Annotated in this window: 24 protein-coding genes; 8 read left to right on the top strand and 16 right to left on the bottom strand. The window is 66.6% G+C overall.

Translation table 11 applies throughout. The annotated features are described in order from the left end of the window. Positions 1 to 38: 38 nt before the first annotated feature. Positions 39 to 1,568: a glucose-6-phosphate dehydrogenase gene (gene zwf, locus F8S13_10025; GenBank protein KAB8143348.1), complete on the bottom strand. Its 1,530-nt coding sequence runs from the start codon at positions 1,566 to 1,568 to the stop codon at positions 39 to 41. 574 nt (positions 1,569 to 2,142) lie between these two features. On the opposite strand from zwf, the gene F8S13_10020 reads away from it, so the two are divergent. The 6 genes from F8S13_10020 to F8S13_09995 all read left to right on the top strand — a co-directional run bounded on the left by F8S13_10020 (position 2,143) and on the right by F8S13_09995 (position 9,686). Continuing rightward, complete coding sequence (locus tag F8S13_10020) at positions 2,143 to 3,324, top strand: glycosyltransferase family 4 protein (GenBank protein KAB8143347.1); 1,182 nt, start codon at positions 2,143 to 2,145, stop codon at positions 3,322 to 3,324. A gap of 53 nt (positions 3,325 to 3,377) precedes the next feature. Next, positions 3,378 to 4,799 carry a sugar transferase gene (locus tag F8S13_10015; GenBank protein KAB8143346.1) on the top strand — a complete coding sequence of 474 codons (1,422 nt, stop codon included), beginning with the start codon at positions 3,378 to 3,380 and terminating at the stop codon, positions 4,797 to 4,799. Continuing rightward, positions 4,799 to 6,817: a DUF2142 domain-containing protein gene (locus tag F8S13_10010; protein KAB8143345.1), complete on the top strand. Its 2,019-nt coding sequence runs from the start codon at positions 4,799 to 4,801 to the stop codon at positions 6,815 to 6,817. Before F8S13_10015 ends, F8S13_10010 begins: the two co-directional genes overlap by 1 nt. Beyond that, positions 6,814 to 7,989, top strand: coding sequence for a hypothetical protein (locus tag F8S13_10005; GenBank protein KAB8143344.1), 1,176 nt, complete (start codon positions 6,814 to 6,816; stop codon positions 7,987 to 7,989). The genes F8S13_10010 and F8S13_10005 overlap by 4 nt, the downstream gene beginning before the upstream one ends. A gap of 243 nt (positions 7,990 to 8,232) precedes the next feature. Then, positions 8,233 to 8,988 carry a sigma-70 family RNA polymerase sigma factor gene (locus F8S13_10000; GenBank protein ID KAB8143343.1) on the top strand — a complete coding sequence of 252 codons (756 nt, stop codon included), beginning with the start codon at positions 8,233 to 8,235 and terminating at the stop codon, positions 8,986 to 8,988. A gap of 131 nt (positions 8,989 to 9,119) precedes the next feature. Next, a complete protein-coding gene (locus F8S13_09995; GenBank protein KAB8143342.1) occupies positions 9,120 to 9,686 on the top strand; it encodes a hypothetical protein in 567 nt (188 codons plus the stop codon). On the opposite strand, the gene gap is transcribed toward F8S13_09995, so the two are convergent. Continuing rightward, complete coding sequence (gene gap, locus F8S13_09990; GenBank protein KAB8143341.1) at positions 9,683 to 10,726, bottom strand: type I glyceraldehyde-3-phosphate dehydrogenase; 1,044 nt, start codon at positions 10,724 to 10,726, stop codon at positions 9,683 to 9,685. The genes F8S13_09995 and gap overlap by 4 nt on opposite strands. A 262-nt stretch (positions 10,727 to 10,988) precedes the next feature. Here gap and F8S13_09985 point away from each other — a divergent pair, with 262 nt between their 5' ends. Then, positions 10,989 to 11,600, top strand: coding sequence for a hypothetical protein (locus F8S13_09985; protein ID KAB8143340.1), 612 nt, complete (start codon positions 10,989 to 10,991; stop codon positions 11,598 to 11,600). A 66-nt stretch (positions 11,601 to 11,666) separates the two neighbouring features. Here F8S13_09985 and F8S13_09980 read toward each other — a convergent pair whose 3' ends face one another. The 4 genes from F8S13_09980 to F8S13_09965 form a co-directional block, all read right to left on the bottom strand. Next, positions 11,667 to 12,779, bottom strand: coding sequence for an NDP-sugar synthase (locus F8S13_09980; protein ID KAB8143339.1), 1,113 nt, complete (start codon positions 12,777 to 12,779; stop codon positions 11,667 to 11,669). After that, the gene (locus F8S13_09975; protein ID KAB8143338.1) at positions 12,776 to 13,723 is read right to left on the bottom strand and encodes a GDP-mannose 4,6-dehydratase; all 948 of its coding nucleotides are present in this window, start codon (positions 13,721 to 13,723) and stop codon (positions 12,776 to 12,778) included. Before F8S13_09975 ends, F8S13_09980 begins: the two co-directional genes overlap by 4 nt. A 249-nt stretch (positions 13,724 to 13,972) precedes the next feature. After that, positions 13,973 to 15,868 (bottom strand): AAA family ATPase, encoded by a 1,896-nt coding sequence (locus F8S13_09970; protein ID KAB8143337.1) that lies wholly within the window; start codon positions 15,866 to 15,868, stop codon positions 13,973 to 13,975. Positions 15,869 to 15,918: 50 nt separating this feature from the next. After that, entirely contained in the window at positions 15,919 to 16,530 is a 612-nt protein-coding gene (locus F8S13_09965) for a hypothetical protein (protein KAB8143336.1), read from the bottom strand. A gap of 187 nt (positions 16,531 to 16,717) precedes the next feature. Here F8S13_09965 and F8S13_09960 point away from each other — a divergent pair, with 187 nt between their 5' ends. Beyond that, the gene (locus F8S13_09960; GenBank protein KAB8143335.1) at positions 16,718 to 17,593 is read left to right on the top strand and encodes an amino acid ABC transporter substrate-binding protein; all 876 of its coding nucleotides are present in this window, start codon (positions 16,718 to 16,720) and stop codon (positions 17,591 to 17,593) included. A gap of 15 nt (positions 17,594 to 17,608) precedes the next feature. On the opposite strand, the gene purQ is transcribed toward F8S13_09960, so the two are convergent. The 10 genes from purQ to F8S13_09910 all read right to left on the bottom strand — a co-directional run bounded on the left by purQ (position 17,609) and on the right by F8S13_09910 (position 26,181). Further along, on the bottom strand, positions 17,609 to 18,391 hold the full coding sequence (gene purQ, locus F8S13_09955; protein ID KAB8143334.1) for a phosphoribosylformylglycinamidine synthase I: 783 nt from the start codon (positions 18,389 to 18,391) through the stop codon (positions 17,609 to 17,611). A 46-nt stretch (positions 18,392 to 18,437) separates the two neighbouring features. Then, positions 18,438 to 19,853, bottom strand: coding sequence for a protein kinase (locus F8S13_09950; protein ID KAB8143333.1), 1,416 nt, complete (start codon positions 19,851 to 19,853; stop codon positions 18,438 to 18,440). Between the two features lie 245 nt (positions 19,854 to 20,098). Further along, positions 20,099 to 20,794, bottom strand: coding sequence for a metallophosphoesterase family protein (locus F8S13_09945; protein ID KAB8143332.1), 696 nt, complete (start codon positions 20,792 to 20,794; stop codon positions 20,099 to 20,101). A gap of 54 nt (positions 20,795 to 20,848) precedes the next feature. After that, complete coding sequence (locus tag F8S13_09940; GenBank protein ID KAB8143331.1) at positions 20,849 to 21,142, bottom strand: Dabb family protein; 294 nt, start codon at positions 21,140 to 21,142, stop codon at positions 20,849 to 20,851. A gap of 91 nt (positions 21,143 to 21,233) precedes the next feature. Next, positions 21,234 to 22,052, bottom strand: a complete 819-nt coding sequence (locus F8S13_09935; GenBank protein ID KAB8143330.1) for a nitroreductase family protein — start codon at positions 22,050 to 22,052, stop codon at positions 21,234 to 21,236. A 123-nt stretch (positions 22,053 to 22,175) separates the two neighbouring features. Continuing rightward, entirely contained in the window at positions 22,176 to 22,859 is a 684-nt protein-coding gene (deoC, locus tag F8S13_09930) for a deoxyribose-phosphate aldolase (GenBank protein ID KAB8143329.1), read from the bottom strand. A gap of 737 nt (positions 22,860 to 23,596) precedes the next feature. Beyond that, on the bottom strand, positions 23,597 to 23,920 hold the full coding sequence (locus F8S13_09925; protein ID KAB8143328.1) for a non-heme iron oxygenase ferredoxin subunit: 324 nt from the start codon (positions 23,918 to 23,920) through the stop codon (positions 23,597 to 23,599). 10 nt (positions 23,921 to 23,930) lie between these two features. After that, positions 23,931 to 24,641, bottom strand: a complete 711-nt coding sequence (locus F8S13_09920) for an SDR family oxidoreductase (GenBank protein KAB8143327.1) — start codon at positions 24,639 to 24,641, stop codon at positions 23,931 to 23,933. 4 nt (positions 24,642 to 24,645) lie between these two features. After that, on the bottom strand, positions 24,646 to 25,329 hold the full coding sequence (folE, locus tag F8S13_09915) for a GTP cyclohydrolase I FolE (protein KAB8143326.1): 684 nt from the start codon (positions 25,327 to 25,329) through the stop codon (positions 24,646 to 24,648). Between the two features lie 36 nt (positions 25,330 to 25,365). Further along, positions 25,366 to 26,181, bottom strand: coding sequence for a 6-pyruvoyl tetrahydropterin synthase (locus F8S13_09910; protein KAB8143325.1), 816 nt, complete (start codon positions 26,179 to 26,181; stop codon positions 25,366 to 25,368). Positions 26,182 to 26,253: the final 72 nt, after the last annotated feature.

Genomic DNA, 26,253 nt, shown 5'->3' with positions numbered 1-26,253 from the left:
TTGCCTCTCTTCTCGCTGCTCTATGCAGGTCGGCGACGCTAGAGCTTGCGCCACTTGCGGCCTGCGCTCTCCAGGAACGCATCCGATGCCTGCGGCCCCCACGTGCCTGCCTCGTATGGCTCGGGCGCGGGGCCGTTCTGCCAGCCCTCCAGGATGGGCGTGATCAGTGACCACGAGGCATCCACCTCGTCGCTGCGGGTGAACAGGGTGGAGTCGCCCAGCATCGCGTCGAGCAGCAGCCGCTCGTAGGCCTCGGGCGAGGCCACGCCAAACGAGGCGTTATAGCGGAAGTCCATGGTCACCGGGCGGATCTGGGTGGTCTGGCCGGGGATCTTCGACTCGAACTTGAGCGAGATGCCCTCATCCGGCTGCACCTTGATCGTCAGCACATTTGGCTCGATGTTGTTCAGCGGGCCTTGGTCGAACAGCATGAGCGGCGCGCTCTTGAACTGGATGGCGATCTCGCTGGCGCGCTTGGGCAGGCGCTTGCCGGTGCGCAGGTAGAACGGCACCCCGGCCCAGCGCCAGTTTTCCACAAACAGCTGCAGCGCGATATACGTCTCGGTGTTCGAGCTGGGGTCGACGCCGGTCTCCTCGCGGTAGCCGGGCACGGGCTTGCCGCCCTCGGTTCCGGCGGTGTACTGGCCGCGGATGGAGTACTTGGCCACATCCTCGCGGGCGATCGGGCGGATGGCGCGCACCACCTTCACCTTCTCGTCGCGCACCGAGTTGGCCTCGTACGACCCGGGCGGCTCCATCGCGGTGAGCGTGAGCAGCTGCATCAGGTGGTTCTGCACCATGTCGCGGATGGTGCCGGCGTGCTCGTAGTAGTTGCCGCGCCCCTCCACGCCCACGCTCTCGCCCACCGTGATCTGCACGTGGTCGACATAGCGGCGGTTCCAGACCGGCTCGAAGATGCCGTTGGCGAAGCGGAACACCAGGATGTTCTGCACGGTCTCTTTGCCCAGGTAGTGGTCGATGCGGTAGACCTGCGACTCGTCGAAGACCTTGTGCACGGCGGTGTCGAGCGCGCGGGCGCTGTTCAGGTCGCGCCCGAAGGGCTTCTCGATAATGATCCGCGTCCACCCGCCGTTGGGCGAGTGGTTCAGGCCCGCCGCGCCCAGCTGCTCGATGATCGTGGCGTAGGACTCGGGTGGGGTGGCCAGGTAGAACAGGCGGTTGCCGCCGGTGCCGCGCTGCTCGTCGAGCGCGGCCAGCTTCTCGGCCAGGGCCTGGTAGCCCGCCGGGTCGTCGAACGAGGAGCGGTTGTAGGAGATGCCCTCGGCGAAGCTCTGCCACAGCGGCTCCTCAAGGCCGCTGCGCGAGAACTCTTTCACGTCGTCGTAGAGGGTCTGCCGGAAGTACTCGTCCGTCCACTCGCGGCGGGCGAAGCCGATCACGCTGAAGCCGGGCGGCAGCAGCCGCTCGCGGTAGAGATTGTACAGGCCCGGCACCAGCTTGCGGTGGGTGAGGTCGCCCGTCGCGCCGAAGATGACAACAGTGCATGGCTCCGGGGTGCGCTGCATGCGCAGGCCCGAACGCAGGGGGTTAGTGGTAGATTCTGTCATGGCCTTCCGTTAGACCGAAGACGGAAGGCCGTGGCAGAGCAACCTTCTGCCGGAGGTCTTCGCGCTTCTGTCTGCTAGAGCGAATTGAAACGCCATACATGGTTGGATTATTGCCAGATGCGACAGCGGCGTCGCCCGGGGAACACACCACCATATGAGGGCACAGCCATGCCGTGCGCTCATGATACGTTGCTGGCGGCGCAACAAGATGTATCGACTTTTGCCCGGCCCCCTCGCCGCCCTGCGGGAGGCCAGCTGTTGTCGCTTACACCATGAAGATTGCCAGAGGACAACCTGAATGCTGCATATTATACGCTAAATACTTATCAAAGAGAATGTGGATCGGCAGCACGTTTATGACTGGGGGCGGCATGATCTGGCGATCGCCCCGCCGCTGGATGTCGCAAGATCGAAGATCGGCCTCCGGTGCGCGCGAACAGGCAGCCGCCGCATTCCGATGCTGTGAGCGCAGGCGATCGTATCTAGGAACGTCGTACTAGATATGCTATAATGATCGCGCTTTGTGAAAGGAGCCTCATACGCACCCTCCCATGTTGTAGATGGTGTGTGTGCTATGCGCATATTATTTGTTGTCGAGTCAACTACTGCTGGTGTTCGCACCCAAGTCTTTACCCTCGCCAGCGCTATAGATCAGCGTCGATATGCGGTGACTGTGGCCTGCCCCCCCGAGCGAGCGCAATCGTATGGCGACCGCTGCTTCGTGGGCGATCTTGAGCGCGCCCGCATCCCGGTGGTGCAGGTGCCGATGTCGCGCTCGATCCGCCCCGCCGATGATGCGCGGGCGCTGGCCGCGCTGGTGCAGATCATCCGGCGCGAGCAGATCGACCTGGTGCACGCGCACAGCTCGAAGGCTGGCTTTCTGGGCCGCGTTGCGGCGCGGGTCGCTGGCGTGCCCTCGGTCTACACCCCCCACGGCCTGTACTTCCTTGGGCTGCGCAGCCCGCTCAAACGCCGCTTCTTTCTGCTGCTTGAGCAGCTGGCCGGTCGGCTTGGCGACCGCGTGATCGCCGTGTCGCCCGGCGAGTACGCCCACGCCCAGCGCGCCCATATCGCCCCCGCCGAGCGGATCGTCTGCATCGAAAATGGCATCCGGCAGCCGCAGCTGCCCGCCGACTACCGCCGCGCGGCCATGCGCGCCAGCCTTGGCGCTGGCCACGGCCCGCTGATCGGCACGGTGGCGCGCATGTCGGCCCAGAAAGACCCGCGCCTGTTTCTTGAGGCCGCGCGCGATCTGCTTGGCGCGGTGCCAGCGGCGCGCTTTGTGTGGTGCGGCAGCGGCGACCTGCAGCCCCAGGCCGAGGCCTGGGCCAACGAGCTGGGCGTAGCCCACGCGGTGCGCTTCTTGGGCCACCGCGAGGATGCGCTGGCGGTGATGGCCGCGCTCGACTGCTTCTGGCTCACCTCGGCCTACGAGGGCCTGCCCACGGTGCTGATGGAGGCCATGGCGCTGGGCGTGCCGATCGTGGCCAGCGATGCCGTTGGGACGCGCGATCTGCTGCGCGGCCAGGCCGGGCTGCTGGCCCCCGCGCAGCGCCCCGACGCGATCGCCAGCGCCACCCAGATGCTGCTGGCCCGCGCCGACCGCCGCGCCGCGATGCTGCGCACTGGCGGGGCCTGGGTGCGCGAGCGCTGGAGCGCCGAGCGCATGGCGGGCGCGACCATGGCGCTCTACGACCAGGTGCTGAAGATCCGGCCCCAGGCACTGCCAGACACGATAGCCTACGGCGCTCTGTGATGCGCTGGGCTATCTTTTAATACTCGAACCGCTGTGCGAAAAGGCACGCAACCATGATGAAGCCACGAACACAGACACACTTCGATCTGCTGGTGCTGCTGGGCAGCATTGCGATCACCGAAGCCGTCCTCTATCTTGCGATGGAGGTGCGCAAGCTGCTCTCGCTGGGACGCCCGCTGGAGCCTGGCGCAGAGGTGATTCCGCCCATGCTGTTTTTGATCGTTGGGCTGATCTGGTTTTTCTTTCTGATCATTTTCTCGGCACCGCGCCTGGTGCGCACCGGCACGCTGCTGGATGGCCTCTGGCAGATCGTCACGGCGGTGGGCCTGGCCTCGCTCACCTTCGCGGGCACCATGTACCTGTCGTTCCGCGATGTCTCGCGGCTCTACTTTATCTACTTTGTGGTGTTCGATCTGCTGGCCCTGATCGTGTTCTATGTGGTGCTGCAGCTGGCCATGCGGCGGCAGAGCCAGCAGCCGCGCAGCCAGAGCCGCGTGCTGGTGGCGGGCACCGGGGCCAACGCGCAGAACATCGCGCGGGCGATCGACCGCCAGATGGCGGGCTTTGCACCCATGGTCGGCTACCTGAGCACCGACGCGCGCATGGTGGGCGTGCGGCTCGACGAGCACCCGGTGGTGGGGACAGTGGAAGATGCGCTGGCCGTGGTCGAGCGCGAGTCGATCGAGGAGATCTTCATCGCGCTGTCGCTGGAGGAGCACGCGCAGACCGTGAAGCTGGTGCGCAAGCTGCAGAGCACGCCGGTGCACATCCGGCTGGTGCCCGACTTCCTCGATTACGCGATGATCAACGCCCGCGTGGACTACCTAGAGGGACTGCCGGTGGTTGGCCTGCGCGTGCCTGCGATGACATCCGAGCAGCGCGTGGCCAAGCGGCTGTTCGACCTGACGGTGAGCGGCCTGCTGCTGCTGATCGTCTCGCCGCTCATGCTGCTGATCGCCCTGATCATCCGCGTCACCTCGTCTGGCCCGGCGCTGTATGTCTCGAACCGCATCGGCGAGAACGGCGCGGCATTTAAGATGTACAAGTTCCGCACCATGTACCAGAATGCCGATAAGATGTTCAACCAGGTGTCGCTGCGCCGCCCCGATGGCAAGCTGGAGTTTAAGCACCCCGACGACCCTCGGATCACGCCGATCGGGCGGCTGCTGCGCCGCACCAGCATGGACGAGCTGCCGCAGCTGCTGAATGTGTTCTTTGGCGACATGAGCCTGGTCGGCCCGCGCCCCGAGCTGCCGATGATCGTGCGCGAGGAGTACGAGCCATGGCAGTGGAGCCGCTTCACAGTGCCGCAGGGCATGACCGGCTGGTGGCAGATCAACCGGCGCGGCTTTGAGCACCAGCACCTCTGCACCGCCGACGACCTCTACTACATCCAAAACTACTCGCTGATGCTCGATATCAAGATCCTGCTGCGCACGATCTTTGTGGTGGCCAGCGGTCAAGGGGCCTACTAGTGGCCCGCCGCCCCGCCGCGCGCAATCAGGCCGCCGCCCCGCTGGTTGCGCCGCCCATGCCGCTGCCGCGTGTGCGGCTGGTCGCGCCGCGCACCCTGGCCTGGCTGCAGGCCCTGAGCTACCGCACGATCTTCTGGGCCGTGCTGGGCCTGGCCTTCATCCACGGCCTGCTGTTTGTGGCTACGGTGCCGCCCTGGCAGCACTACGACGAGCCAACCCACTTCGAGTATGCCTGGCTGATCGCCAACACCGGCAGCTTTCCCAGCCCCGGCGACGAGCACCCCGCCATGCGGCGCGAGGTGCTGAGCACGCTGTTTGGCACCGGCTTTTTCGAGCGTGTGCCCGCGCCAGCGCTGCTGACCAGCCATAAGGATGTCTGGCTGGGGGTAACCGAGCTAGGCCACCCGCCGCTCTACTATGCGCTGCTCAGCCTGCCGCTGCGGCTTGTCGCGCACCTGGATGTGCTGACCCAGCTGTATGTGGCCCGGCTTGGCTCGCTGCTGCTGTTTCTGGCCACGATTGCGGTGGCGTTCGGCCTGATGCGCGACCTGCTGCCCGAGCGCCACCCGCTGCGCTGGGCGGTGCCGCTGACCATGGCGCTGACCCCCACCTTTGCCGATGTGATGACCTCGGTCAATAGCGATGTGGGCGCAGCCTTTGTCGGCTCGCTGTTCCTGTGGGCGGCGGTGCGGCTGGTGCGCTATGGGCTGGGGCCATGGCGGCTGCTGGGCGCGGTGGCGGCGGTGGCGGTTGGCATTTTTACGAAAAATACGACCTCGATCATGATCCCGCTGCTGGGCGTGGCCCTAGGCCTGGCGGTGGTGGTGCACCATGCCCGCGTGCGGCTGCGCTGGGCCGGGCTGGCCTGCGCCGCGCTGGCGCTGGCGCTGGGCGTGGCGGCGCTGCAGGGGGGCGATGCGTTTGGCTGGTACCGCTGGGCCAGCGGCGACGGCCAGCGGGCTGGCACGCAGGCGCTGCTCTCCGGCGCACCCGTGGGCGGCGCGGTGATCGAGAACCAGGTGGGGGCAGAATCGCCGATGCGCCAGCTGATCAGCCCGCTGCTGCCCGCGCAGGTGCAGCGCATCAGCGGGCGCACAGTGACCGTGGGCGTGTGGATGTGGGCAAGCTCGACCGATGCGCGGGCGAAAGTCGGCCTGCGCTACGCCCAGGCCGGCGCTGCCGATGCCGATATCGTCTGGGATGTGGATGTGGGCACCGAGCCGCGCTTCTTCGCGTGGACGACCCCGATCCCGCAGTATGTGCAGACCATGTCGTACATGCTGTACGCCGAGGCCCCGCCCGATGGCAGCGGGGCGACGGTCTACGCCGACGGCGTGATGCTCGCCCCCGGCTGGTACGACACCCAGGCCGCGCCGCAGTTCGCCGATGCGGATGCCACGCAGGGCACATGGGGCGGCCGCCAGTTTGTGAATCTGGTGCGCAACGGCTCGGGCGAGCAGGGCTGGCTGCGGCTGCGCCCCTGGATCGACGATGCGATCTACCACTACATCCACCGCTCGCCAGCGCAGATCCTCTCGGCGCTGCTCGATGTCGAGCGGGTGGGCTGGGCGATTGTCTCGGGGTGGCTGCCGCTGGCCTTCGACAGCTTTGCGGGCTGGTTTGGCTGGGGCGGCACCCGCCTGACCGATCCGGCATGGGTGCTAGCGTCGCGGCTGGTGGCAGGCCTCGCCGCTGCCAGCGCGCTCTGGTGGCTCTTCACGCGGCGGCGGTCGGTCGACCGCCGCGTCTACGCCGCGCTGCTGCTGCTGGCGCTGGCGGGGGCGCTGGCCTGGGCCAATGTGGTGCTGCGCCCGCTGCCCAGCATCGGCAGCGGCGATGCGACCCCGATCGCGCGCTACACCTTCCCCGCGATCATCCCTACCGTGCTGCTGCTCGCGGGGGGGAGCTGGGCGCTGCCGCCGCGCCGCTATCGCCCGCTAGCGCTGCTGATCTTCCTGCTGGCGCTGGTGTCGCTCGATGTGGCGTCCCTCATGTTGATCCGGAGCTACTTTTTGTGAGCACTCGCCCTGGCATCCCCGCCCGCGTCTTGCAGGCTCTCACATCGCTTGGACAGACCTCCCCCGATCCTCGGCGCTGGCCGCGCCCCGTGCGGCTGGCGCTGCTGGCGCTGGCCGCGCTGGCGCTGCTGGCTGTGCTCTGGCCCTATGCCGTCTGGGCCTACCACCTCGACCAGGCCGGGCGCGATCTGCAGCGAGGGCTGCGCTGGCCCACCCCGCGCCTTTCCGACAGCCTGCCCACCGTTGGCGATGCCGCGCAGCTGGATGCCGCGCTGGCGCATCTGGCGGCAGCCGAGCTGGCCCGCCCCGGCCACGCCTACGCCTATCGGCTGGCTGGCGACGCCCACATGGCGCGCGGCGAGTGGCGGCAGGCGGCGGCCTCGTTCGAGCGCGCCCACTGGCTGGCCCCCGCCGAGCCGCTGCCCGCCTGGCAGGCCAGCCTCGCCTACGAGCAGCTGCTGCCCGAGCTGGATGGCGCGCCTGAGCGCTCGGTGTTCGAGCTGTTCGCCGCTGGCCAGCTGAGCGCACCTGGGCAGATGGTGCGCTCGCAGTTCTGCGATGCCTCTGGCGCGGCCTCGTGCTACTTTGGGCGCACCTCCTACGCCCAGGCCAACCTCGACGACCCCGATAGCGGCGATGTGCGCCGCGACGTGCTATTCCTGCACCCCACGGCCCGCCTCAGCGCCGCGCTTGACATCCCGCAGGATCTGCCCATCCTGCGCTTTGCGGTGGGCCTCGACCCGGTGGCGCGCGACTGGGCATCCGACGGGGCCACCTTCCGCATCCTAGTAGGCGCAGAGGGCCACGAGGAGCAGGCGCTCGCACTGCCGGTGGATGCGGCGGCGGCGCGGCTGGGCTGGGTGCGCGGCTACGCCGACCTGCGGCGCTGGGCGGGCCAGCGCGTCACGGTCACGCTTGAGACGGGGCCGGGGCGGGCGGGCGACCCCACCGACGACTGGTATGGCTGGGGCGACCTCGCGCTCACCACGCCCGAGGCCATGGCCCTCGCGCCCCTGCACCCCCAGCGCCGCATGGCGCAGCTGTGGCTGGCGGCGGGCCAGGGCTTCAACGCCATGAAGCGCAACCGCGACGAGGCCCGCGCCGTGGGGGCCGAGGCCGAGGCCGAAGCCTGGGAGCGCCGCATGCTCCTGCTGCAAGAGCTAGCGCGCTAGGCGCTGCCAATAGCTGTATCCAGATCTTCGACACGGCATAGTACGACTGTCATCTTCTGCTCATCCACTGCTCTTTTCGCCACACGCCCCACCGCCTACAATCCTGGTATAGCGCAATGAAATCGGCCCCGTAGTTCGACCGTAGTCCTGCCGAACCAATTCCGCAGTGAGGCTTTGCTATGCTTGCGGCAGAACGTAGCACACGGGCGCATGTGATACATCGAGTGGTGAAGGAGTTATTCTATGATGCAGCAGAGCGTAGCATCGGCAGCTGGGCCAGCTTCCAGCTATACGTCGGCCCATATGGCGGAGAATCGCCCTATCGCGCAGATGGATATTGCGGCGCTGATGCGGCTGTGCGGCGCAGAGAGCGAGCGCTTCTACCGCGGCCAGCCGCACGACCCATCCTACTCCTACGAGCTGTTCCGCCGGGCGCTGGTCGAGCGCTCCGAGGCCGCCTGGGAGTACATCTACACCCACTATAGCCCCTTGGTGGAAAGCTGGGTGCGCCGCTCGGGTGCGTTCGCCAGCAGCGGCGAGACAAGCGAGTACTTTGTGGTGTCGGCATTCACGCGCTTCTGGCGCGCGGTCACCCCCGAGAAATTTCCCGCGTTTCCTACGCTCGCATCGCTGCTGCACTACCTGCAGCTGTGCGCGGGGTGCGTGGTGATCGACAGTGTTCGCTCGCAGTCGTGGGCCGAGATGGTGCCGGAAGAGGCCATCCCCTATGGAAGCGCCTCGCTTGTATCGCCAGATGAGGAAGCTATGGAGCGCATCAACCGTGAGGAGTTCTGGAACTACATCAACGCCCAGCTGAATGATGAGGCCGAGCGGGTGGTGATGTATAGCTCGTTCGTGATGGGCATGAAGCCGGGCGATATCTACCAGGGCCGCCCCGATCTGTTCGGCTGCATCAACGATGTCTACAACGTCAAGCGCAATATCCTCGGTCGGCTCAGCCGCAACCAGGAGCTGCGCAAGCTGCTGGCCGCCTCCTAGGCTGGGCACGCGCCGGATCGTGCATCCGAAGTGGCCGTTTGGTTAACGGAAAAGTTAAGAATTTGTACGCCAAAACAGACACGGCGCTACGTTCAGTACTGCAAAGAGGTAGCATTCATGTGGAGTACGTTATGGCGGAACACCCAAGGGCGGAGGCCTGCATATGCCCCCCAGAGCTGGATGAGCTCGATCTGATCGCGCTGGCCGACCACGAGGCCTCGCCCGATGTGCTGGCGCATGTGGCGCTGTGCCCACACTGCCGCGAGCGGGCTGCGGCGATCGCCGATCTGCAGGGCCAGCTGCGCGCCCGCCTCTATCGGCTGTTCTGCCCGCCCACCGATGATCTGGCCGATTTCCTGCAGGGCCTGCTCGCACCTACGGCGCGGGCGCGCGTGCTGGCCCACCTGGCCGAGTGCTCCCACTGCCAGGAGGAGCTGGCGATGCTGGAGGGCGTTGCATCCACCTCCCCCATGGCTCCTCCCGACAGGCCGCCCGGGCTGATCTGCATTGCGCCCGTTGGCGCGGCGGCAGCTGCCGAGCGTAGGGCGCTTGATGAGCCGCCGCAGCCGCCCCTCGCGGCATCCTGGCCGGGCGGCCAGCCTCCCCGCCCGCCGCAACTGGATGGCACGCCGAGCGGCTTCTCATTACTGCGCATCCACGATCATGCGGTGATCGTGGATGCGCATCGCGTTCTCTAGGCCTCGGGCTCATCGGCCAGGAAGGCCGTGAGGTCGGCCACGCGCGTCGAGTAGCCCCACTCGTTGTCGTACCAGGCCACCACCTTGAAGAAATCCTCGCCCAGGCTCGATGTAAGCGGCAGATCGACCACGCTTGAGTAGGTGGTGCCGATGAAGTCGCTGGAGACCAGCTCCTCCTCGCTGATCCCCAAGATCCCCTCCAGATCTTCGCTCTCAGATGCCTCGCGGAACGCCTCGTTGATCTGTTCGATGCTGGCACCGCGCTCAAGCTGCACCGCAAAATCCACCAGCGAGACCGTGGGCGTGGGCACGCGCACCGCGTAGCCGCTGAACTTGCCCCTCAGCTCGGGGATGACCAGCGCCACCGCCTGCGCCGCCCCGGTGGTGGTCGGCACGATGTTCATGGCCGCCGCCCGCGCGCGCCGCAGATCCTTGTGCACGTTGTCCTGAAGGTTCTGGTCCATCGTGTACGAGTGGATGGTGGTCATCATACCCCGCCGGATGCCGAAGCGGTCGTTGAGCACCTTGGCCACCGGCGCGAGGCAGTTGGTGGTGCACGAGGCGTTCGAGATGATGTGGTGCACATCTGGGTCGTAGCGGCCCTCGTTGACGCCAAGGCAGATCGTGATATCCTCGCCCTTGGCTGGCGCGGTGATGATCACCTTCTTGGCACCGGCCTGCAGGTGTGCCCGTGCCTTGTCGGCGTCGGTGAAGCGCCCGGTCGACTCGATCACAATATCGATGCCGAGATCGCGCCAAGGCAGCATGGCTGGGTCGCGCTCGGCCAGGGTGAGGATGCTCTTCTCGCGCTCCTCGCCATCCTCGTCGTAGTAGCGCACATCCAGCGCGCCCTCCTGATATTTCACATTGCCCTCGAAGGGGCCATAGGTCGAGTCATGCATGAGCAGATGCGCGAGGGTTGCGTTATCTGTTAGGTCGTTGATCGCGACGATCTCTAGATCGTCGCCATAGCGCTCAAGCAGGGCCTTGAAGCTCTGGCGTCCGATCCGACCAAAGCCGTTGATGGCAACTCGGGCCATGGTTTGCTCTCCTCGTGGTACCACAGTGGTAGTGCGGGTCGCCGCACACGGCCTTTTGCAAAGAAGGCCGCTTATTATAGCATTAACCTCTATCCAGGGGCGGTTGGTGCAGGTGTGGCGAGCGCAGAAGCGGGTGTTTTCCTAACGAAAACGAGGCACACGCGAATGATCCATGGAGCGAGGTAGGTGGTCTAGCGGGTATGCTACAATAGGTAGTATAGTGCTACATCGGGCTACCTCAACCTTCTCAAGGGGCAGATCTATGGCTCTTCTGGTGACGCTTGGAGCGCTTGCGCTAATCATCGGCTTTGGCATCAGCGGGTTTATGCGCGATCTGCAGCGGGGGATCTTGGTGCTCACCGGGGTGCTGTTTGGGGCCGCCCTGGTCAGCTTCTGGTCGGCCCCGCTGGCCGCCGATCTGTCCCAGCGCCTCGGCAACCCCGATATCGCGCTGCTGCAGCGCTTCGCCAGCACCGTGGTGTTTATCGCCACCACCGCCGTCGTGGGCTTCGGCAGCGGCCTGCTCTTCCCTCCGTCGGCGGTTTCCAGCACGCTGTTTCGCACCACGGGCGCGCTGCTTGGGGTCTTCAGCGGCTGTCTGGCAGCGGGCTTCCTGATCATCTACGCCTGCTACGAGAACCCTGGGTTTCTGGCCCAGGTCCAGGCATCGGCGGTGGGCCAGTTTCTGTACGAGCGGGTCTCCACGCTGCTGGCTGGCGGCGCGGCTGCGATGGCGATTGTGGTCGCGGTCGTTGGGGGCAACCACCTGCTGGCGCGCCGTGCCGCCGCAAGCGCGGCTTCGGGCGCGAAGCCCACCGGCGGCGCAGCCCAGAAGGCGGTGCTCGACAAGATCAACGAGCGCCTCGGCTCGTAGAACACCAAAAAACAGCTGCCGCAGATCCTAGGATGCTGCGGCAGCTGGGTCGACCTTCCATACGTGCTAGAAGGTGATTGACTTGTCGTTCAGCTGCGTCCCTGGCCAGATACGGATGTGCTTGGTCAGATGGTTCTCCGCACCGATGGTGCAGCTGTCGCCGATGATCGCGCCGTCGCTGATCCGCGCCTTCGCGCCCACCTTCGACCCGCGCCCGATCACGCTCCACTCGATCTCGGCGCCCTCGCCCACCTCGGCCCCATCCCACAGCACCACATCCTCCAGCCGGGCCTGCTCGCCGATCACGCAGTTTGCGCCGATCACCGCTGGGCCGGTGATCACCGCGCCATCTTTGACGATCACATTGGGGCCAAGCACCACCGGCCCGTGGATCTGGGCGGTGGGCGCGATCTGCACCTCGCCCTCGGCCCAGACCTCGTCGGCGATCTCATTTCCGCGGAAGCCGTAGCGCACCTTGCCCATGAGGATGTCGTGGTGCACGTCGATGTAGGCCTGCGGCTTGCCGATGTCGGTCCAGTAGGCCTTGGATGGGTAGCCGAACATCAGGTCGCCCTTCTCCAGCACGGTGGGGAACAGGCCGCGCTCGAACATGTAGAACTCGTTCGCAGGGGCGTAGCGCAGCAGCTCCGGCTCCATAATATAGGTGCCAGCGTTGATCATGTTGGTGGTCACATCTTCGGGGCGGGGTTTCTCTAGGAAGCGGCGAATGCGCCCGTCGGGGTTGGTCTCGACCAGGCCGAATGCGGTGGGATCCTCCACCGGCGTCAGCGCGATGGTCAGTTTGCTCTGGCGCTCCTGGTGGAAGGCGTACATCGCCCGCAGATCGAGGTCGGTCATCACATCGCCGTTGAACACAAAGGTCGGGCCATCCAGCATGTGCTCGACATTCTTCACCGCGCCCGCCGTGCCGCGCGGCTCTGGCTCCTCGACAATATGCACCTTGATGCCCAGGCGCGATCCATCGCCCAGGGCCTCGCGGAAGCGCTCGGCCAGGTACTGCACGGCCAAGATGGCCTCGGTGATCCCCTGGTCGCGCAGGTTCTCCAGCATGTGCTCGATGAACGGCTGGTTTACCAGCGGGATCATGGGCTTGGGCGTATTGCATGTGAGCGGGCGCAGGCGCGTGCCCAGCCCGCCGACAAGAATGACAGCTTTCATAGCGTTGCTCTCCAGTAGCTAAGGATGTCGTGTAGGGTCTGCTCTAGGGGAATCTGTGGCTGCCAGCCAGTGTGGCTGTGGAACAGCGTATAGTCGGCGATCACGCGGGGCACATCGGCTGGTCGCATCCGCGCGGGATCTTGCTCGACGGCAATGGTGTGGGTGCTCATGCCCAGCAGTGTGTCGAGTATCCAGCGGATACTGACGCTGCGGGCCGAGCCGATATTGTAGGCCTCGCCGGGGTGCCCCGCCACCGCCGCGACCGCGTAGGCGCGCACGATATCGCGCACATCGGTGAAGTCGCGCTCGGCGGCCAGGTTGCCCACCCGCATCACCGGCTCCTGCTGGCCGCGCTCGATCCGCGCGATCTGCGCGGCGAAGGCCGAGGCGACGAATGCCTCGGTCTGGCGCGGCCCGATGTGGTTGAATGGCCGCATGCGGATGGTGCGCAGCTGGTGGCTGATATGGTACTGCAGCGCCAGCAGATCCTGGGTGGCCTTGCTGACCGCATAGGGGTTGACGGGGCGAAATGCGGTCTGCTCATCGATAGGCAGATCTTCGGGGCGGATCTGCCCGTAGATCTCGTTGCTGCCCGTGATCAGGATCGTCGGGCTGAGCTTGAGCTTGATCAGCGCCTGGAAGAGCACCAGCTGCCCATTGATATTGGTGGTGAGCGTATTTTGCGGGTCGGCAAACGACCTTGGGATGTTCGACTGGGCGGCAAGGTGAAAGACGACATCGGGCTGGGCTGCGAGCAGCGCCTGCTCAAGATCGTCGGCGTCTGCCATGTCGGCAACGATGAGCTGGGCTGCGCCACGCAGATGGTCAAGGGAGAGCGCTGGCTGGCGGGCGATACCCCAGATCGACCAGCCGCCCTCGGCGATCAGTTGTTCGGCGAGGTAGCCGCCGACAAATCCATTGATACCCGTAATCAGTGCTCGCATAGGCATTAGTGTATCGGAAACGAAAAAAGGCTGCAACCGCGCTCTATTGCAGAAACAGCACAAGTATACACACAACCGGGTATCCTGCCTACCGTAGTCTTTTGCTCGATAGGCAACCCTATCGTGTGGCGCATGGCGCCTGGTGGGCTTTCTAGGCCCGATCCGCCTCCATCGCATGGGGCGAAAATACGCCAGCAGGCCGTGGGAACGCCATCCCCACGGCCTGCTGGCGTGTGTTTTGTCGCGATGTTATCGTTCGGCTGAGGGCTGCTGGGCCGAGGGCACCGGGATGTGGGGCCTGTCGCTGGGGTAGTGGCGGCGCGGCGCGGCTGGCTCGGGCAGGAGCTGTGTGCCGAAGCCAAAGTGCCGCCGCTCGCCCTCGGGGGTGAGGCTGAAGGGTCGCTCGGCCTCGACCCTGGCCAAGATCTCGGCCACGTCGATGTCGGTCAGCTCGTTGCGCAGGATGAGCGCCTCGGCGATCGCGCTGACGGCCTCTTTATTCTGCTCGATCAGCGCCTTTACACGGGCGTACTGCTCGTTCAGAATGCGGTCCATGCGCGCTTTCAGCTCGGGGTTGGACATGGTGGCCTGCAGCATGCCGCTAAAGCCCATGGGCAGGTAGGAGATAAAGCTGCTGTCCATCCCATAGGCCCCCACGATCAGCGCGGCGCTCACGGTGGCGCTCTGCAGGTCGCCGGTGACGCCGGTCATCTGCACGCCCAGGAAGATCTCCTCGGCGGCGCGGCTGGCCAGGCTGATCTGGATGTTGGTCAGCTCCTCCTCTTTGGTGGATGTGTAGGTCTCCTCCACCGGCTTGGGCGCGGCCAGCCCCAGCGCCCCGCCGTGGCGGATGATCGTCACCTTGGTGAGCCGGAACTTCTCTTTCTTATACAGCTTGACCATGGCGTAGGCGTGCCCGGCCTCGTGGTAGGCGATGCGCCGCCGATCCTCGTAGCTCATATTGCGGATGGGCTGGCGCAGGCCCCACTCGTGCACCTCGCGGGCGTGGCTGAAATCCCAGTAGCTGATCGACTGGCGGCTGTCGAAGTGGGCGTGGATGACTGCCTCGTTGATGACGTACTTGAGTGCAACCGGGGTGTAGCCGATGGTGTCGGAGACCATGCGCTCCATCGGCATCGGGTCGTGCTTGACCTTGCTGAGGTAGTACTCAAGGATCTCGCGCCGCCCATCGGCATCCGGCTTGTCGACCACGATCTTGCGGTCGAAGCGGCCAGGGCGCAGCAGCGCGGCGTCGAGCGTCTCGGCCAGGTTGGTCGCGCCGATGGTGAGTACCGGCGGCATTTCGACCTTCTTGCGCAGCAGGCCGATGGTGCGTAGCGCCTTCTTCCACCAGCGCACCTCCTGCGGCGGCGGGTCCATCTGCAGCAGCAGCTCGTTGATGATGCCCAGCCCCATGCCGCCGCCGAACATCCCGCCCATCGCGCCCATCGGCCCGCCGGTGCCGCCGCCGCGCGCCGTGCCGATCGCGTCGATCTCGTCGATGAAGAGGATACATGCGCCGTAGGTCTTGGCCAGCTTGCGGGCCTTGCTGTAGAGCATGCGCACCCGTAGCGGGCCGACGCCCACGAACATGTTCTGGAACGAGGGCGCGCTGGCGTAGCCGAAGGGCACACCGGCCTCGGTGGAGATGGCCTGGGCCAGGTAGCTCTTGCCGGTGCCGGGCGGGCCGATCAGCAGTAGGCCGCGCGTGACCTCGCCGCCCATGTCTTTGAATTCCTTCACGCCCTTCAGCAGCGTCACGATGCGCTGGGCGGCCTCGACCACCTCGGGGTTACCTCGGTAGTCCTTGAACGAGATGCCGGTCTCGCCGGGTTTGACCCAGTAGACCCGCCCGCGCCCCATGAACCAGAAGATCGCCACAAACTGCACGATCGAGAGCGCGATGGTGAGCGCCATGCGCATGGCGAACATCAGCACGTCGAGCACCGGGTTGCCCTGTGTGACCCAGCCGGTGACGACGGGGGCGAGGTAGAACCAGTAGAGCGCGACCGAGACGCCGATGATCGCCAGCCGCTGGAAGATCCGCCAGAGCTTGGCGGGCCAGCGCTCAAGAGCCTGGTCGATTTTCTTATCGATCGCTTGGTCGAGCTCATCCTGATAGTGCTGAGATGGTCGAAGCGCCATAGGATTCCCCTCTTCTGCGTGTGCGAGTATCGGTGTCGGGATGCTGGGGGCTACTTGGGCAGCAGCTGGATGGGGTCGATCGCGTAGATCGCTTTGAGCTTGCCATCGGGGGTGGTGAGGAATGTTGAGGGGATGTCAACATTTTCCCCGGCGATCATGAGCTTGGTTGAGTAGAAGTACATCGTGTCGCCGTCGTCGAGCGTGAGGCCGCCAATGTAGATGTAGTCGAGGAACTTGATGCCAAGCTGCTCTTCCTGATCGGCTTTGGCCTGCATGATGTCGGGTGTCTCGCCTTTGGTGATCCGGCGGGCCTGCAGGTCGTCGCTGAAGGAGCTCCACATCAGCTGGGCGTTGAAGTCGGTGCGGCCTTTGATATAATTCTTGACATTCTCGGATGGCGGCATCGATGAGAGCGCCGCTGCCGAGGCTGTCTTTGGCCCCCAGAGCTGGAAAGCCATCCAGCCGCTGGCCCCGAGCAGCAGGGCGATGATCGCGATCAGGGCGGCGCGCTGGTGCAGCGCTTGTGCCGCCCGCACGCCAAGGTAGATGCTGCGCCGGAGGAAGAGCCGCGTGGCTCGGCGGAGGATGAGGAGTGGGCCGGGGCGCATGGGGGCGTGCGTGGCCATGCCGATCGGGGCGCGCGTTTCCGTGTGTTGTTCCATGGCTGTCACCTACGGTTGATGGGTTGATGGGTTGGAAGACATGAAGTTGCGATGATTGCGCGATTTGGTTAGGTCGGAGGGATTCGTTTGTTTGGTATGTGACGGATAGGGGCGCTGCTTGGCAGCAAAACTAGGCTATTCTTCAGTATACGGAGCCAGCTATTGAAACGCAAGGTTGGTAGATCGGATGATCAGACATGTTTGGTATGCGGTTTTGAATCGCTTTCATAAAGGGGGCTGGCCTGCCTGGGCGGTGCTGGGCATGTATGCTGTACTGGCGCTGAGCGCGCAGCTGGGCACAAATGTGGCCGGCCAGGGCCTCGATCCGGTGTGGGCGGCGGCCCAGCAGCGCGGGCGGCTGCGGGTGGCGGTCGATTTTGGCTACGCGCCGTTCACGGGCACGCGCCAGGTGATGATGGGCGGGCAGGCCAGCGAGCAGCCGTATGGCTATGATGTGGATCTGGCCCGCGAGGTGGCGCGGCAGCTAGGCATGGATGTGGAGTTTGTGCCCACCACATTGGAGGCGGCCTATGAGACGATCGACACTGGCAAGGCCGATGCGGTGATCTCGGCGCTGCCCTACGCGCCCGAGCAGGGCTGGCGGGCCGCGTTCTCCACCTTCTACTTCAACGCCGGGCAGGTGCTGGTGGTGCGCGATAGCTCGCCGCTGCAGGATGCCGAGCGGCTAGGTGGGCTGACCATCGCCGTGGCGCTGGGGTCGGATGCCGACACGCTGGTGCGCAGCCGCGCCGCGCAGGATGCCAGCATCCACGTGCGCGCCGCGTACGACACGCCCGAGCAGGCCTTTGCTGCGCTGCGGGCGGGCGACGCCGATGCGGTGGTGGCCGATAACGCCTCGGCGCTGACGGCCATCAATAGCCAGGCCGGGCTGCGGCTGGTGCCGCCCGCCCTGACGCTGGAGCCGTATGCGGTGGCGGTCGCGCCCAGGGCCTACCTGCTGCGCGATGCGATCAACGGGGCGCTGGAGCGGCTGCGCACGAATGGGTGGCTGGAGCAGAATGGGGCGAAGTGGTTTCAGGCGGGCGCAGGGGTGGCCCCCTAGCCCGCCTGGGGGTGGCTACTGCGCGGCGTAGCGCACCGCGTTGGTGAAGATGATCAGGCCGTCGCCCTGGGCGCGGGCTGGCTCGCGGGTCCACGCGGGGTGCTGGGTGGGCAGCACGGCGTTCTCGGGGTGGGGCATCAGGCCCAGCACGTTGCCCTGGCGGTTGCAGATCCCTGCGATGTTGTCGTCGGAACCGTTGGGGTTGGCGGGGTAGCCCACGCTGCCGCCCCTGGCGGTGTAGCGCAGCGCCACCTGGCCGTTGGTCTGCAGCGCGGCCAGCGCCGCCGCGTCGCGCGCGACAAAGCGGCCTTCGCCATGGGCGATCGGCACCTCGATCGGCTGCTCGATACCCTTGGTGAAGATGCAGCGGCTCTCGGGCGCGGCAGCCAGGTGCACCCAGCGGCACTCGAACGTGCCCGAGGCGTTGTCGGTGAGCGTGGCGGCGGGCGTGCCGCTGGCCTGCTCGCCGGTGTCGGGCAGCACACCCGATTTGACCAGCACCTGGAAGCCGTTGCAGATGCCGATCACCGGCTTGCCCGCCTCGACGAAAGCGCGGATCTGGTCGCCCAGCCGATGGGCCAGGTCCACCGCCAGCAGCTTGCCTGCGCCCAGGTGGTCGCCGTAGGAGAAGCCGCCGGGGATGATCAGCAGCGCGTAGTCGCTCAGCTTGGCCGAGCCTTCGACGATGCGGTTGACGTGGACAAGCTCGGCCTGCCCGCCGGCCAGCTCGATGGCGGCGGCGGCGTCTGCGTCGCGGTTGATGCCTGGGGCGCGGAGAATAAGTGCTTTTGGTGCCATAGCTCCTAGCGAACTGGGCGTTCCCGCCCTGCTGGTTCGTCCTTTTCTAGCTTCCTCGGAACTCTATTTCGACCTCGCCGATCTTGATCTTGTCGCCCGAGCGCAGGCGCGTGGCCTGGTGCTGGCCCAGCGGCTTGCCGTTGAGCTGGGTGCCGTTGGTCGAGCCGAGGTCGGTGATGGTGTAGTAGTCGCCGTTGCGGCTGATGATCGCGTGGTTGCGCGAGGCGATGCCGCGGTCGTGCTCGGCCAGGTCGATCTCGGGGTAGTGCTGCTGGCGCGGGTCGCGCCGCCCGATGCGCATGGGCATGCGGTCCATCTTCTGCTCCCACCTGCCGCGCGGCGAGCTGAGCATCAGGCGGGCCACAGGCGGTGCGCCGAGCGGTGCGCCGCAGCCCGCGCAGAACTTGGCCACGCGCTTGTTCAGCCTGCCACAGCGCTCGCAGGCCACCATGTCGGCGGCGTTGGCTGCTGGGGCGGCTGGTTGCTGGGCGGCTGGCTGGGCTGGCTGGGCGGGCTGAGCCTTCGGCTGGGCGGCTGGCTGGGCTGGTGCGGGCTGGGCGGGCGGCTGCGCCCCTGGCACTGGCGTCACCGGCGGCGGCGGCGTGGCGCGGGCGCTCGGGTCCACGAAGGGCGTGTCGAGGCACTTGACCAGCGCCTGCTCGAACTCGGCCATGGAGGTGAAGCGGGCCGCCTGCTCAAGGGCCATGGCCTTGATAATCGCGGCCTCGGCCTGGGCATCCACCGACGGGTTGAGCTTGCGGATGCTGCCCGGCGTGGGCGTCTGCAGCGGGATGGGCGGCATGTTGGTGAGCAGGTGCAGCAGCGTCGCGCCCAGGGCGTAGATGTCCGAGCGCTGGTCGGTCTGGCCCTTGCCGTACTGCTCGGGCGGCGCGTAGCCCGCCGAGCCCATGGCCACGGTATCCTTCGACTTGCGGGCCTTGTAGGTGCGGGCCACGCCGAAATCCACCAGCTTGAGCACGCCCTCGGGGGTGAGGATGACGTTGGATGGCTTGAGATCGCGGTAGATGATCGGCGGGTTGCGGGTGTGCAGGTAGCTGAGCACGCGGGTGAGCTGGATGCCGAAGCCGAGGGCCTGCTGCTCAAGCAGCGGCGCGTTGGCCTCGCGCATGCGGTCCTCTAGGCTCTGCCCCGGCACATACTCCATCACCATGGTGGGGCGGCCATTTTGCTCGAACGAGTCGGCGACGATCGGCAGGCTGGGGTGCGCGAGCGTGCGCAGCAGCTCGGCCTCCTGCTCGAAGAGCCGCCGGTTCTCCTGCGCCTCCTGCTCGGCTACGTCGGAGGGGACGCGCATCTCTTTCAGCGCCCAGAGCGCTCCGTCGGCGGTGCGCTGGACCCGGTAGACCGCGCCCATGCCGCCGCGCCCAATGACGCTGAGGACTCGGTACTCGGCGTTCTTTCCACGGACAACCGTGTTTGGGGCTAGTAGTTCAGGAAGCATAGTATGTCGCTAGACTTCGGTAGATGCCACGGCCCTGATTGTACCACAACCGCACCTGTTCTGAGGCTGAGGCCCGCGTGATGCCAGGGCCGATGCGCTCTCGTTCAGTAGCACGTTTTTACCACCAAGATCCCAAGGCTCCAAGGGGACATAAGAGAGCGAATACCACGAAGACACGAAGGTGCGAGGGGAGGAAGTGTCTGTTTTTCCTTGGTGTCCTTGCGTCCTGATGGGAAATGGGCGCGCTAGCCGTAGCGCGCCCGCAGCAGCTTGGCGGCAGCGTGCTTGGCGTGGGGGAAGCCGACGGCGGCGTAGTCGCGTGCCACCGCCTCGATGTCGAAGGCCACGCGGCGGTGGGCCACCTGCCAGGCTGCGCCGTCCCAGTCGAGCGTGGCGTAGACGGCCCGCTGGTCGCCGTCGCGCGGCATGCCGCAGCTGGCCACATCCACCAGTGCCACGCCATCCAGCGTGCGGGTGAAGGGCACGTGGTAGTGGCCGAACGCCACCACCTGCGCATTCACGCCCGCGAACCACGGGCGGAGCAGCGCGTCGGGGCTGCCGGGCTTGATCTGGCCCTCTAGGTCGCGCGGGTTGGCGTGCACCACCAGCAGCCGGTGGCCGGGGGCCGCATCCAGCTGCTGCGAGAACGGCAGGGCGTGCAGGAACGCCATCGCGTCGCCATCCAGCCGCTCGCGGGCGAAGTCGACATCCTCGACATCTGCCGAGCGATCCAGCAGGTACTGGTCGGTGTTGCCGCGCACAAAGCGCGCCCCTGGGATGCCGCGCAGCAGGGCCAGCGCCTCCGCCGGGCGCGGGCCGTTCAGCACCAGGTCGCCCGCCACAAAGATGGCGTCGGGCGCAGCGTGGGTGCGGATGTCGGCCAGCACCGCCTCAAGGGCGGCGGCGTTGCCGTGCACATCCGAGAAGATCACGATTCGCATGGGCTGGCTCCGGTGGTGGGCGGGCGGCGCAGCGCGCCGCCCGCGTGCGGCGGCCTAGATCACGTAGTCGATCACGGCGCGGGACTCAAGGAAGGGCGACATCCACTCGTTCACCGCCACGTGGGCGGGGTGCGGCACGTAGGCCGCCAGGGCAGCCTCATCCTCCAGCGTGCTGTCGAGCAGGAAGGTCCAGACCACGGGGCGCTCGGAGGGCAGGCTGCGGTGGCAGCGCAGCTCGATCAGGCCGGGGATCTGGCCCACCAGTGCCTCTAGCCGGGCCATGATCTCGCTGACCGTCGCGTCGTCGGTGTCGGCCTTCTTCTTCAGCATCACAAGGTGCTTGACCATTGCGGTTTCCTTTTCTCAGTGCAAGGGGCGGGCCGCGCCACATCGCAGGCCCACCCCCGCAGTATAGCCGAGCTTGCGCGCTGGCTCGTTGCTATGCGTCACCGCTGCTTTGCGTTTCGCTCCCCGTTCCGCCCGCCACCGGCTGGCCCCAGCGCTCGGCGAAGGCCAGCTCCTCCACCGGCTTGCGCTGCGGCGAGGTCCAGTCGATGGTCGGGCGCTTGAGCGCGGGATCCTCGTAGCCCAGCCGCAGCAGCAGGATGAGCTCGAACTCGGGCGGCACGCCCAGCAGATCGCTGACCCTGGCCCACTGGGCGGGGATCTCCTGCGGGGTGGAGACAAACTGCATGCCCATGCCCTGGGCGATCGCGGTGAGCCAGATCGTCTGCACCACCGCGCCCAGCGAGATGCTGGTGTACAGCCCCGTCAGCTCCAGCGGCTGGTAGAGCGCGCGGTCGAGCGCGATGCCCAGCAGCAGCGGCGACCCGGCCACCAGCTTGCGGGCGTCGTTGCCCAGCACGCGGGGCACCAAGAAGGTGTTCATCATCTGGGTGCCGCGCTCGGTGAACACATACTTGGCGAAGGGGCGCAGCACCGTGGGCATATTGTCGAAGTGGATGCCGTCGTGGCTCTGCTCGATCTCCTCCTGTGAGAAGCGGAAGAGGTGGCGGTACTGCTGGATGAAGCGGCCCTCGGCCATCAGCTGGCGCATCGAGTCGCCCGCGATCTCGCCTAGGGCGGCGCGGCGCTCGGCATCCTGCACGGCCACAAAGCGCCAGGGCTGCGAGTTGAAGTGCGATGGGGCGCGGGCGGCCATCTCCAGGATGGTGCGCAGGTGCTCGGGGGACACGGGTCGGTCGGCGAAGGCTCCGTTGGTGGTGTGGCGCTTGCGGATGGCCTCGTGCAGTTCCATGGGTGCTCCTCGCTCCAGTGCGATAGGATCGCACGCTTGTACGCTTGGGCGGCGGGTGGGGCAGAAATACCGAGCGGCAGGCGCGGGGTGCGCCCGCCGCCTGCCGCTCGCGCTGGGGTGGGCCTAGTAGCCGCTGATGCCCGCAGCGCCCGCGCCCTGCTCCTCGCGCACCAGCGAGGCCCCGCCGCTGGTGCCCAGGCGCGCCGCGCCCGCCGCGATCATAGCCTTGGCGTCGGCCAGGCTGCGGATGCCGCCCGCCGCCTTGACCTTGGCGTTCTCGCCCACCACGCGCTTCATCAGCGCCACGTCGGCCACCGTCGCGCCGCCGCTGGAGAAGCCGGTGGAGGTCTTGACGAAGTCGGCCCCGGCCTCGACCACCAGCCGCGAGGCGGTCTCTTTCTCGGCGTCGGTCAGCAGGCAGGCCTCGATGATGACCTTGCAGATCGCGCCGCCCGCGTGGCTGGCGGCGGCCACCCGCTGGATGTCGTCGCGCACCGCATCCAGCTCGCCCGCCCTCAGCAGGCCGATCGGCAGCACCATGTCCACCTCGGTGGCGCCCTGGCGGATGGCGTTCTCGGCCTCGAAGACTTTGACCTCGGTGGGGGTCGCGCCCAGGGGGAAGCCGATCACGGTGCAGACGCCGCTGGTGCTGCCGGTCAGCAGCTTGGCGGCCAGCGGCACGTAGATCGGGTTCACGCAGACGCTGGCGAAGCCGTACTGGCGGGCCTCGGCGCAGAGCGTCTCGATCTGCTCGGGCGTGGCGTCGGGCTTCAGCAGCGTGTGGTCAATAAAACGAGCGATGGTCATGGCTCGGAATCCTTTAATAGTGCTATCGGTCGGTCTCCCGATTATAGCACAGCGTCAGGCATCCGCCCCCGCCGCTGCGATTCTTCACCACGAAGACGCGAAGGCGCGAGGTTTTTATCACCAAGATTCCAAGGCTCCAAGATTTTTTAGCACGAAGGTTTTTCACTACGAAAACTCTAAGGCACCAAGATTCTTTTTACCACCAAGACTCTAAGGGGAGAAAATGTGCTGGAGGATGGTGAGAGGCCCCCCTACCCACCCGGCCCATGCGGCGAAGGTGTCGCTCACGCAAACTGGCCATATGCACGAACATCAGCCGCCTATTTTCCAGCGCGGGAACGCTCAAAATTGGGGGTTCGAAGGGGGCGTAGCCCCATCGCGGGGGTTCTGGGGGCTGGCCCCCAGACGCTGCCCGCGTAGGGCACACACCAACCAGCCACGAGGAGCCATTATCATCGAAGCGGCAAGCAGCCCGGTCGACCGGGCAACGCTGGAAGCATTGCCTACGGTCGACCGGACGCAGAAACACCATCATGAATGGTACCTTGGCGTCCGGTTGACCGTTTTCACCACGAAGACGCGAAGGTTTTTCACCACCAATGCTCCAAGGCACCAAGATTTTTAATCGCGCAGCGGCAGACGCATTGGGCTATGATGAACAGATGGATGGGATCGCCGAGATAGGCGCGCTATCCAGATGCCACATCCCTGATCGCTGATCCCTGTTCCCTGGCCCCTCAGTCGGGCCAGTCCACCGTCACCAGCACATCGTCGCCATCCACCCGCACAGGGTAGCTGGGCACCCGGATGCCCACCGGCGGCACGATCGCCTTGCCGGTGCGCAGGCTGTAGGTCCAGCCGTGCCAGGGGCAGGCCACCGTGTCGCCCACCAGCGCGCCGCAGGAGAGCGACGCGCCCTCGTGGCGGCACGAGTCGCCGATGGCGTAGATCTGGCCATCCACATTGGCCAGCGCGATCGGCAGGCCGTCTACCTCCACGTAGCGCAGCGCGCCAGGCGGGATCTCGGCCAGGCTGGCCACACGGGTCTCCTCTTTCGCCATTGCGCCCCCGCTAGAGCCTGCCCGCCACGTGGCCCACCACCAGCTCCTCGGTGGCCATGTATGGCGGCTGGCTGGCCAGGGCGGCGATGGCGCGGCCCACGTCCTCGGCGCGCAGCATGTTGGCGCGGTTCCACTCGCCGGGCAGCGCGTCCCACAGGCTGGTGTCGGTGGCGGCGGGCAGCACGGCGGTCACCCGCACGCCGCGCTCGCGCAGCTCCTCGCGGATGGCGCTGGTGAAGGCCAGCAGCCCGGCCTTGGCCGCCGCGTAGCCCGACCAGCCGGGGAAGGCCTGCCGCGCCGCCACGCTGGCGATGTTGACGATCAGGCCGCCCGCGCCCATGTGCGGGGCGGCGTGCTTGCAGGCCAGGAACGCGCCGGTGAGCGTGGTGCGCAGGCCGTGCTCCCAGTCCTCCAGCCGCAGCTGCTCGAAGGGCGCGATCACCGCGCCGCCCGCGCTGTTCACCAGCATGTCGATCTGGCCGGTGTGCGCGGCGGCCTGCTCCATCAGGCGGCGCATGTGCGGCTCGCTGGTGGCGTCGCAGGGTATGGCCAGCGCCTGTGCGCCCAGCGCCTGGGCCTCGGCGGCTAGGCTGGCCAGGCCCGCCTCGTCGCGGGCGGCCAGCACCAGGGTGCGGCCAGGCGCGGCCAGCGCCAGCGCGCTGGCCCGCCCGATGCCGCGCGAGGCCCCCACGATCACGGCCACGTGCTGTGTTTCGGCCATGGTGCTACTCCCTGCCGCGCGAGCGGTCGACGTGGCCCATGAACTCGGCCCGCACGCCCGGCTCGCTGCGGAACACGCCACGCATGGCCGAGGTGATCATGCTGGCGTTGGCCTTCTTCACGCCGCGCATCACCGAGCACATGTGCACGCCCTCGGCCACCACGGCCACGCCCTGCGGGTGCAGGTAGGTGTCTAGGAAGTCGGCGATCTGCACCGTCATGCGCTCCTGCACCTGCAGGCGGCGGGCGAACATCTCGACCACGCGCGGGATCTTCGAGAGGCCGATCACCTTGCCCTTGGGGATGTAGGCCACGTGCACCCGCCCCATGAACGGCAGCATGTGGTGCTCGCACAGGCTGTAGAAGTCGATGTCCTTGACCATCACCATCTCGTCGTAGTCCACCGTGAAGATCGCCTCGTTGATCAGGGCCTCGGGGTCGATCCGGTAGCCCGCCGTCAGCTCGGCGTACATCTTGGCCACGCGGCTGGGCGTCTTCTGCAGGCCCTCGCGGGCCGGGTCTTCGCCGATGGCCTCTAGGATGTCGTAGACGCCCTGCTCGATGCGGGCGTCGGATGTGAAGGTCAGGCCCTCCAGCTTGCCCTGGCCGGGCAGCACCAGCTCTTGGTAGTCCAGGGTCTCGATATCGTCTGCGGCGTGGCTGTGTCCATTATGCCCATTTGTGTGCATGGTCTGCTCCAATCGTGGTGGGTGTACTGCTGTATGTTACGGCCTCTCGCCGCTATATTCAAAGCTGTTGTTGCGCGTCTCCCACAGCCTCAGGTGGGCCAGCCGCCCCTCGAAGCGCGGGGCCAGCTGGCCCCACAGGTAGACGACGATGTTTTCGGCGGTGGATGTGCGCTCGGCGAAGTGCGCCACCTGGCGGTCGAGGTGGGTGTGGTCGAGCGTGTCGAGCACGCCGCGCACGGCCCGGTCCATTTCCACGAGGTCGATCACCATGCCGGTGGATGGGTCTATCGCGCCGCGCACGCTCACCTCCAGCGTGTAGTTGTGGCCGTGGCCATTGGGGTTGTTGCACTTGCCGTACAGCTCGCGGTTCTCCTCGTCGGAGAGCTGCGGGGCGTGCAGGCGGTGCGCCGCCGAGAACACGTAGGATCGCGAGAACTGCGCCTCGTCCTCGCCCGCGTAGTCGGCCCACAGGTCGTCCATCTCGTACAGGCGCAGGTGGGCCAGCGCGGCCTCGGGCGGCAGCTGGGGGGCGATCAGCCGCCACAGCACGCGCACGATGTTCTCGGTGGTGGGGATCTGCTGCTTGAAGTAGGGCGTGTCCTCGTTGAGGTGCTTGTGGTCGAACTCGGCCAGCACCTCGTTCACCACGCGCTTCAGCTCGGTGACGTTGATCACCATGCCGGTGACCGGGTTGGCCTGGCCGCGCACGGTGACATCCAGCCGGTAGTTGTGGCCGTGCCCATAGGGGCTGGTGCATCGGCCAAACACGCGCTGGTTCTCCTCGGCGCTCCAGTCGCTGTTCCAGTAGCGGTGGGCGGCGGAGAAATCGAATCTTCTGGTGATTGCGACCATAGTTGCGCTTCTCTTCGTGAATTGCTCGACGCCGCTAGATGCTACGCGGTGCCGGTTAGCTTGGATGTGCTA

The sequence above is a fragment of the Chloroflexia bacterium SDU3-3 genome, assembly GCA_009268125.1.
GTDB lineage: Bacteria > Chloroflexota > Chloroflexia > Chloroflexales > Roseiflexaceae > SDU3-3.
The sequence above is the reverse complement of the archived record's forward strand: the minus strand, read 5'-3'. Positions and strand labels throughout refer to the sequence as shown.

What these genes read in the sequence shown, in the direction of transcription:
- F8S13_10015 (KAB8143346.1), top strand. Translation starts at nt 3,378, where the DNA reads ATGATGAAGCCACGAACACAGACACACTTCGATCTGCTGGTGCTGCTG.
- F8S13_09980 (KAB8143339.1), bottom strand. Translation starts at nt 12,779, where the DNA reads ATGAAAGCTGTCATTCTTGTCGGCGGGCTGGGCACGCGCCTGCGCCCG.
- F8S13_09985 (KAB8143340.1), top strand. Translation starts at nt 10,989, where the DNA reads ATGGCTCTTCTGGTGACGCTTGGAGCGCTTGCGCTAATCATCGGCTTT.
- F8S13_10000 (KAB8143343.1), top strand. Translation starts at nt 8,233, where the DNA reads ATGATGCAGCAGAGCGTAGCATCGGCAGCTGGGCCAGCTTCCAGCTAT.
- purQ (KAB8143334.1), bottom strand. Translation starts at nt 18,391, where the DNA reads ATGGCACCAAAAGCACTTATTCTCCGCGCCCCAGGCATCAACCGCGAC.
- zwf (KAB8143348.1), bottom strand. Translation starts at nt 1,568, where the DNA reads ATGACAGAATCTACCACTAACCCCCTGCGTTCGGGCCTGCGCATGCAG.
- F8S13_09910 (KAB8143325.1), bottom strand. Translation starts at nt 26,181, where the DNA reads ATGGTCGCAATCACCAGAAGATTCGATTTCTCCGCCGCCCACCGCTAC.
- F8S13_09975 (KAB8143338.1), bottom strand. Translation starts at nt 13,723, where the DNA reads ATGCGAGCACTGATTACGGGTATCAATGGATTTGTCGGCGGCTACCTC.
- F8S13_09960 (KAB8143335.1), top strand. Translation starts at nt 16,718, where the DNA reads ATGATCAGACATGTTTGGTATGCGGTTTTGAATCGCTTTCATAAAGGG.
- F8S13_09940 (KAB8143331.1), bottom strand. Translation starts at nt 21,142, where the DNA reads ATGGTCAAGCACCTTGTGATGCTGAAGAAGAAGGCCGACACCGACGAC.
- F8S13_10020 (KAB8143347.1), top strand. Translation starts at nt 2,143, where the DNA reads ATGCGCATATTATTTGTTGTCGAGTCAACTACTGCTGGTGTTCGCACC.
- F8S13_09920 (KAB8143327.1), bottom strand. Translation starts at nt 24,641, where the DNA reads ATGGCCGAAACACAGCACGTGGCCGTGATCGTGGGGGCCTCGCGCGGC.
- F8S13_09965 (KAB8143336.1), bottom strand. Translation starts at nt 16,530, where the DNA reads ATGGAACAACACACGGAAACGCGCGCCCCGATCGGCATGGCCACGCAC.
- folE (KAB8143326.1), bottom strand. Translation starts at nt 25,329, where the DNA reads ATGCACACAAATGGGCATAATGGACACAGCCACGCCGCAGACGATATC.
- F8S13_09995 (KAB8143342.1), top strand. Translation starts at nt 9,120, where the DNA reads ATGGCGGAACACCCAAGGGCGGAGGCCTGCATATGCCCCCCAGAGCTG.
- F8S13_09950 (KAB8143333.1), bottom strand. Translation starts at nt 19,853, where the DNA reads ATGCTTCCTGAACTACTAGCCCCAAACACGGTTGTCCGTGGAAAGAAC.
- F8S13_09970 (KAB8143337.1), bottom strand. Translation starts at nt 15,868, where the DNA reads ATGGCGCTTCGACCATCTCAGCACTATCAGGATGAGCTCGACCAAGCG.
- F8S13_09945 (KAB8143332.1), bottom strand. Translation starts at nt 20,794, where the DNA reads ATGCGAATCGTGATCTTCTCGGATGTGCACGGCAACGCCGCCGCCCTT.
- gap (KAB8143341.1), bottom strand. Translation starts at nt 10,726, where the DNA reads ATGGCCCGAGTTGCCATCAACGGCTTTGGTCGGATCGGACGCCAGAGC.
- F8S13_09935 (KAB8143330.1), bottom strand. Translation starts at nt 22,052, where the DNA reads ATGGAACTGCACGAGGCCATCCGCAAGCGCCACACCACCAACGGAGCC.
- F8S13_09925 (KAB8143328.1), bottom strand. Translation starts at nt 23,920, where the DNA reads ATGGCGAAAGAGGAGACCCGTGTGGCCAGCCTGGCCGAGATCCCGCCT.
- deoC (KAB8143329.1), bottom strand. Translation starts at nt 22,859, where the DNA reads ATGACCATCGCTCGTTTTATTGACCACACGCTGCTGAAGCCCGACGCC.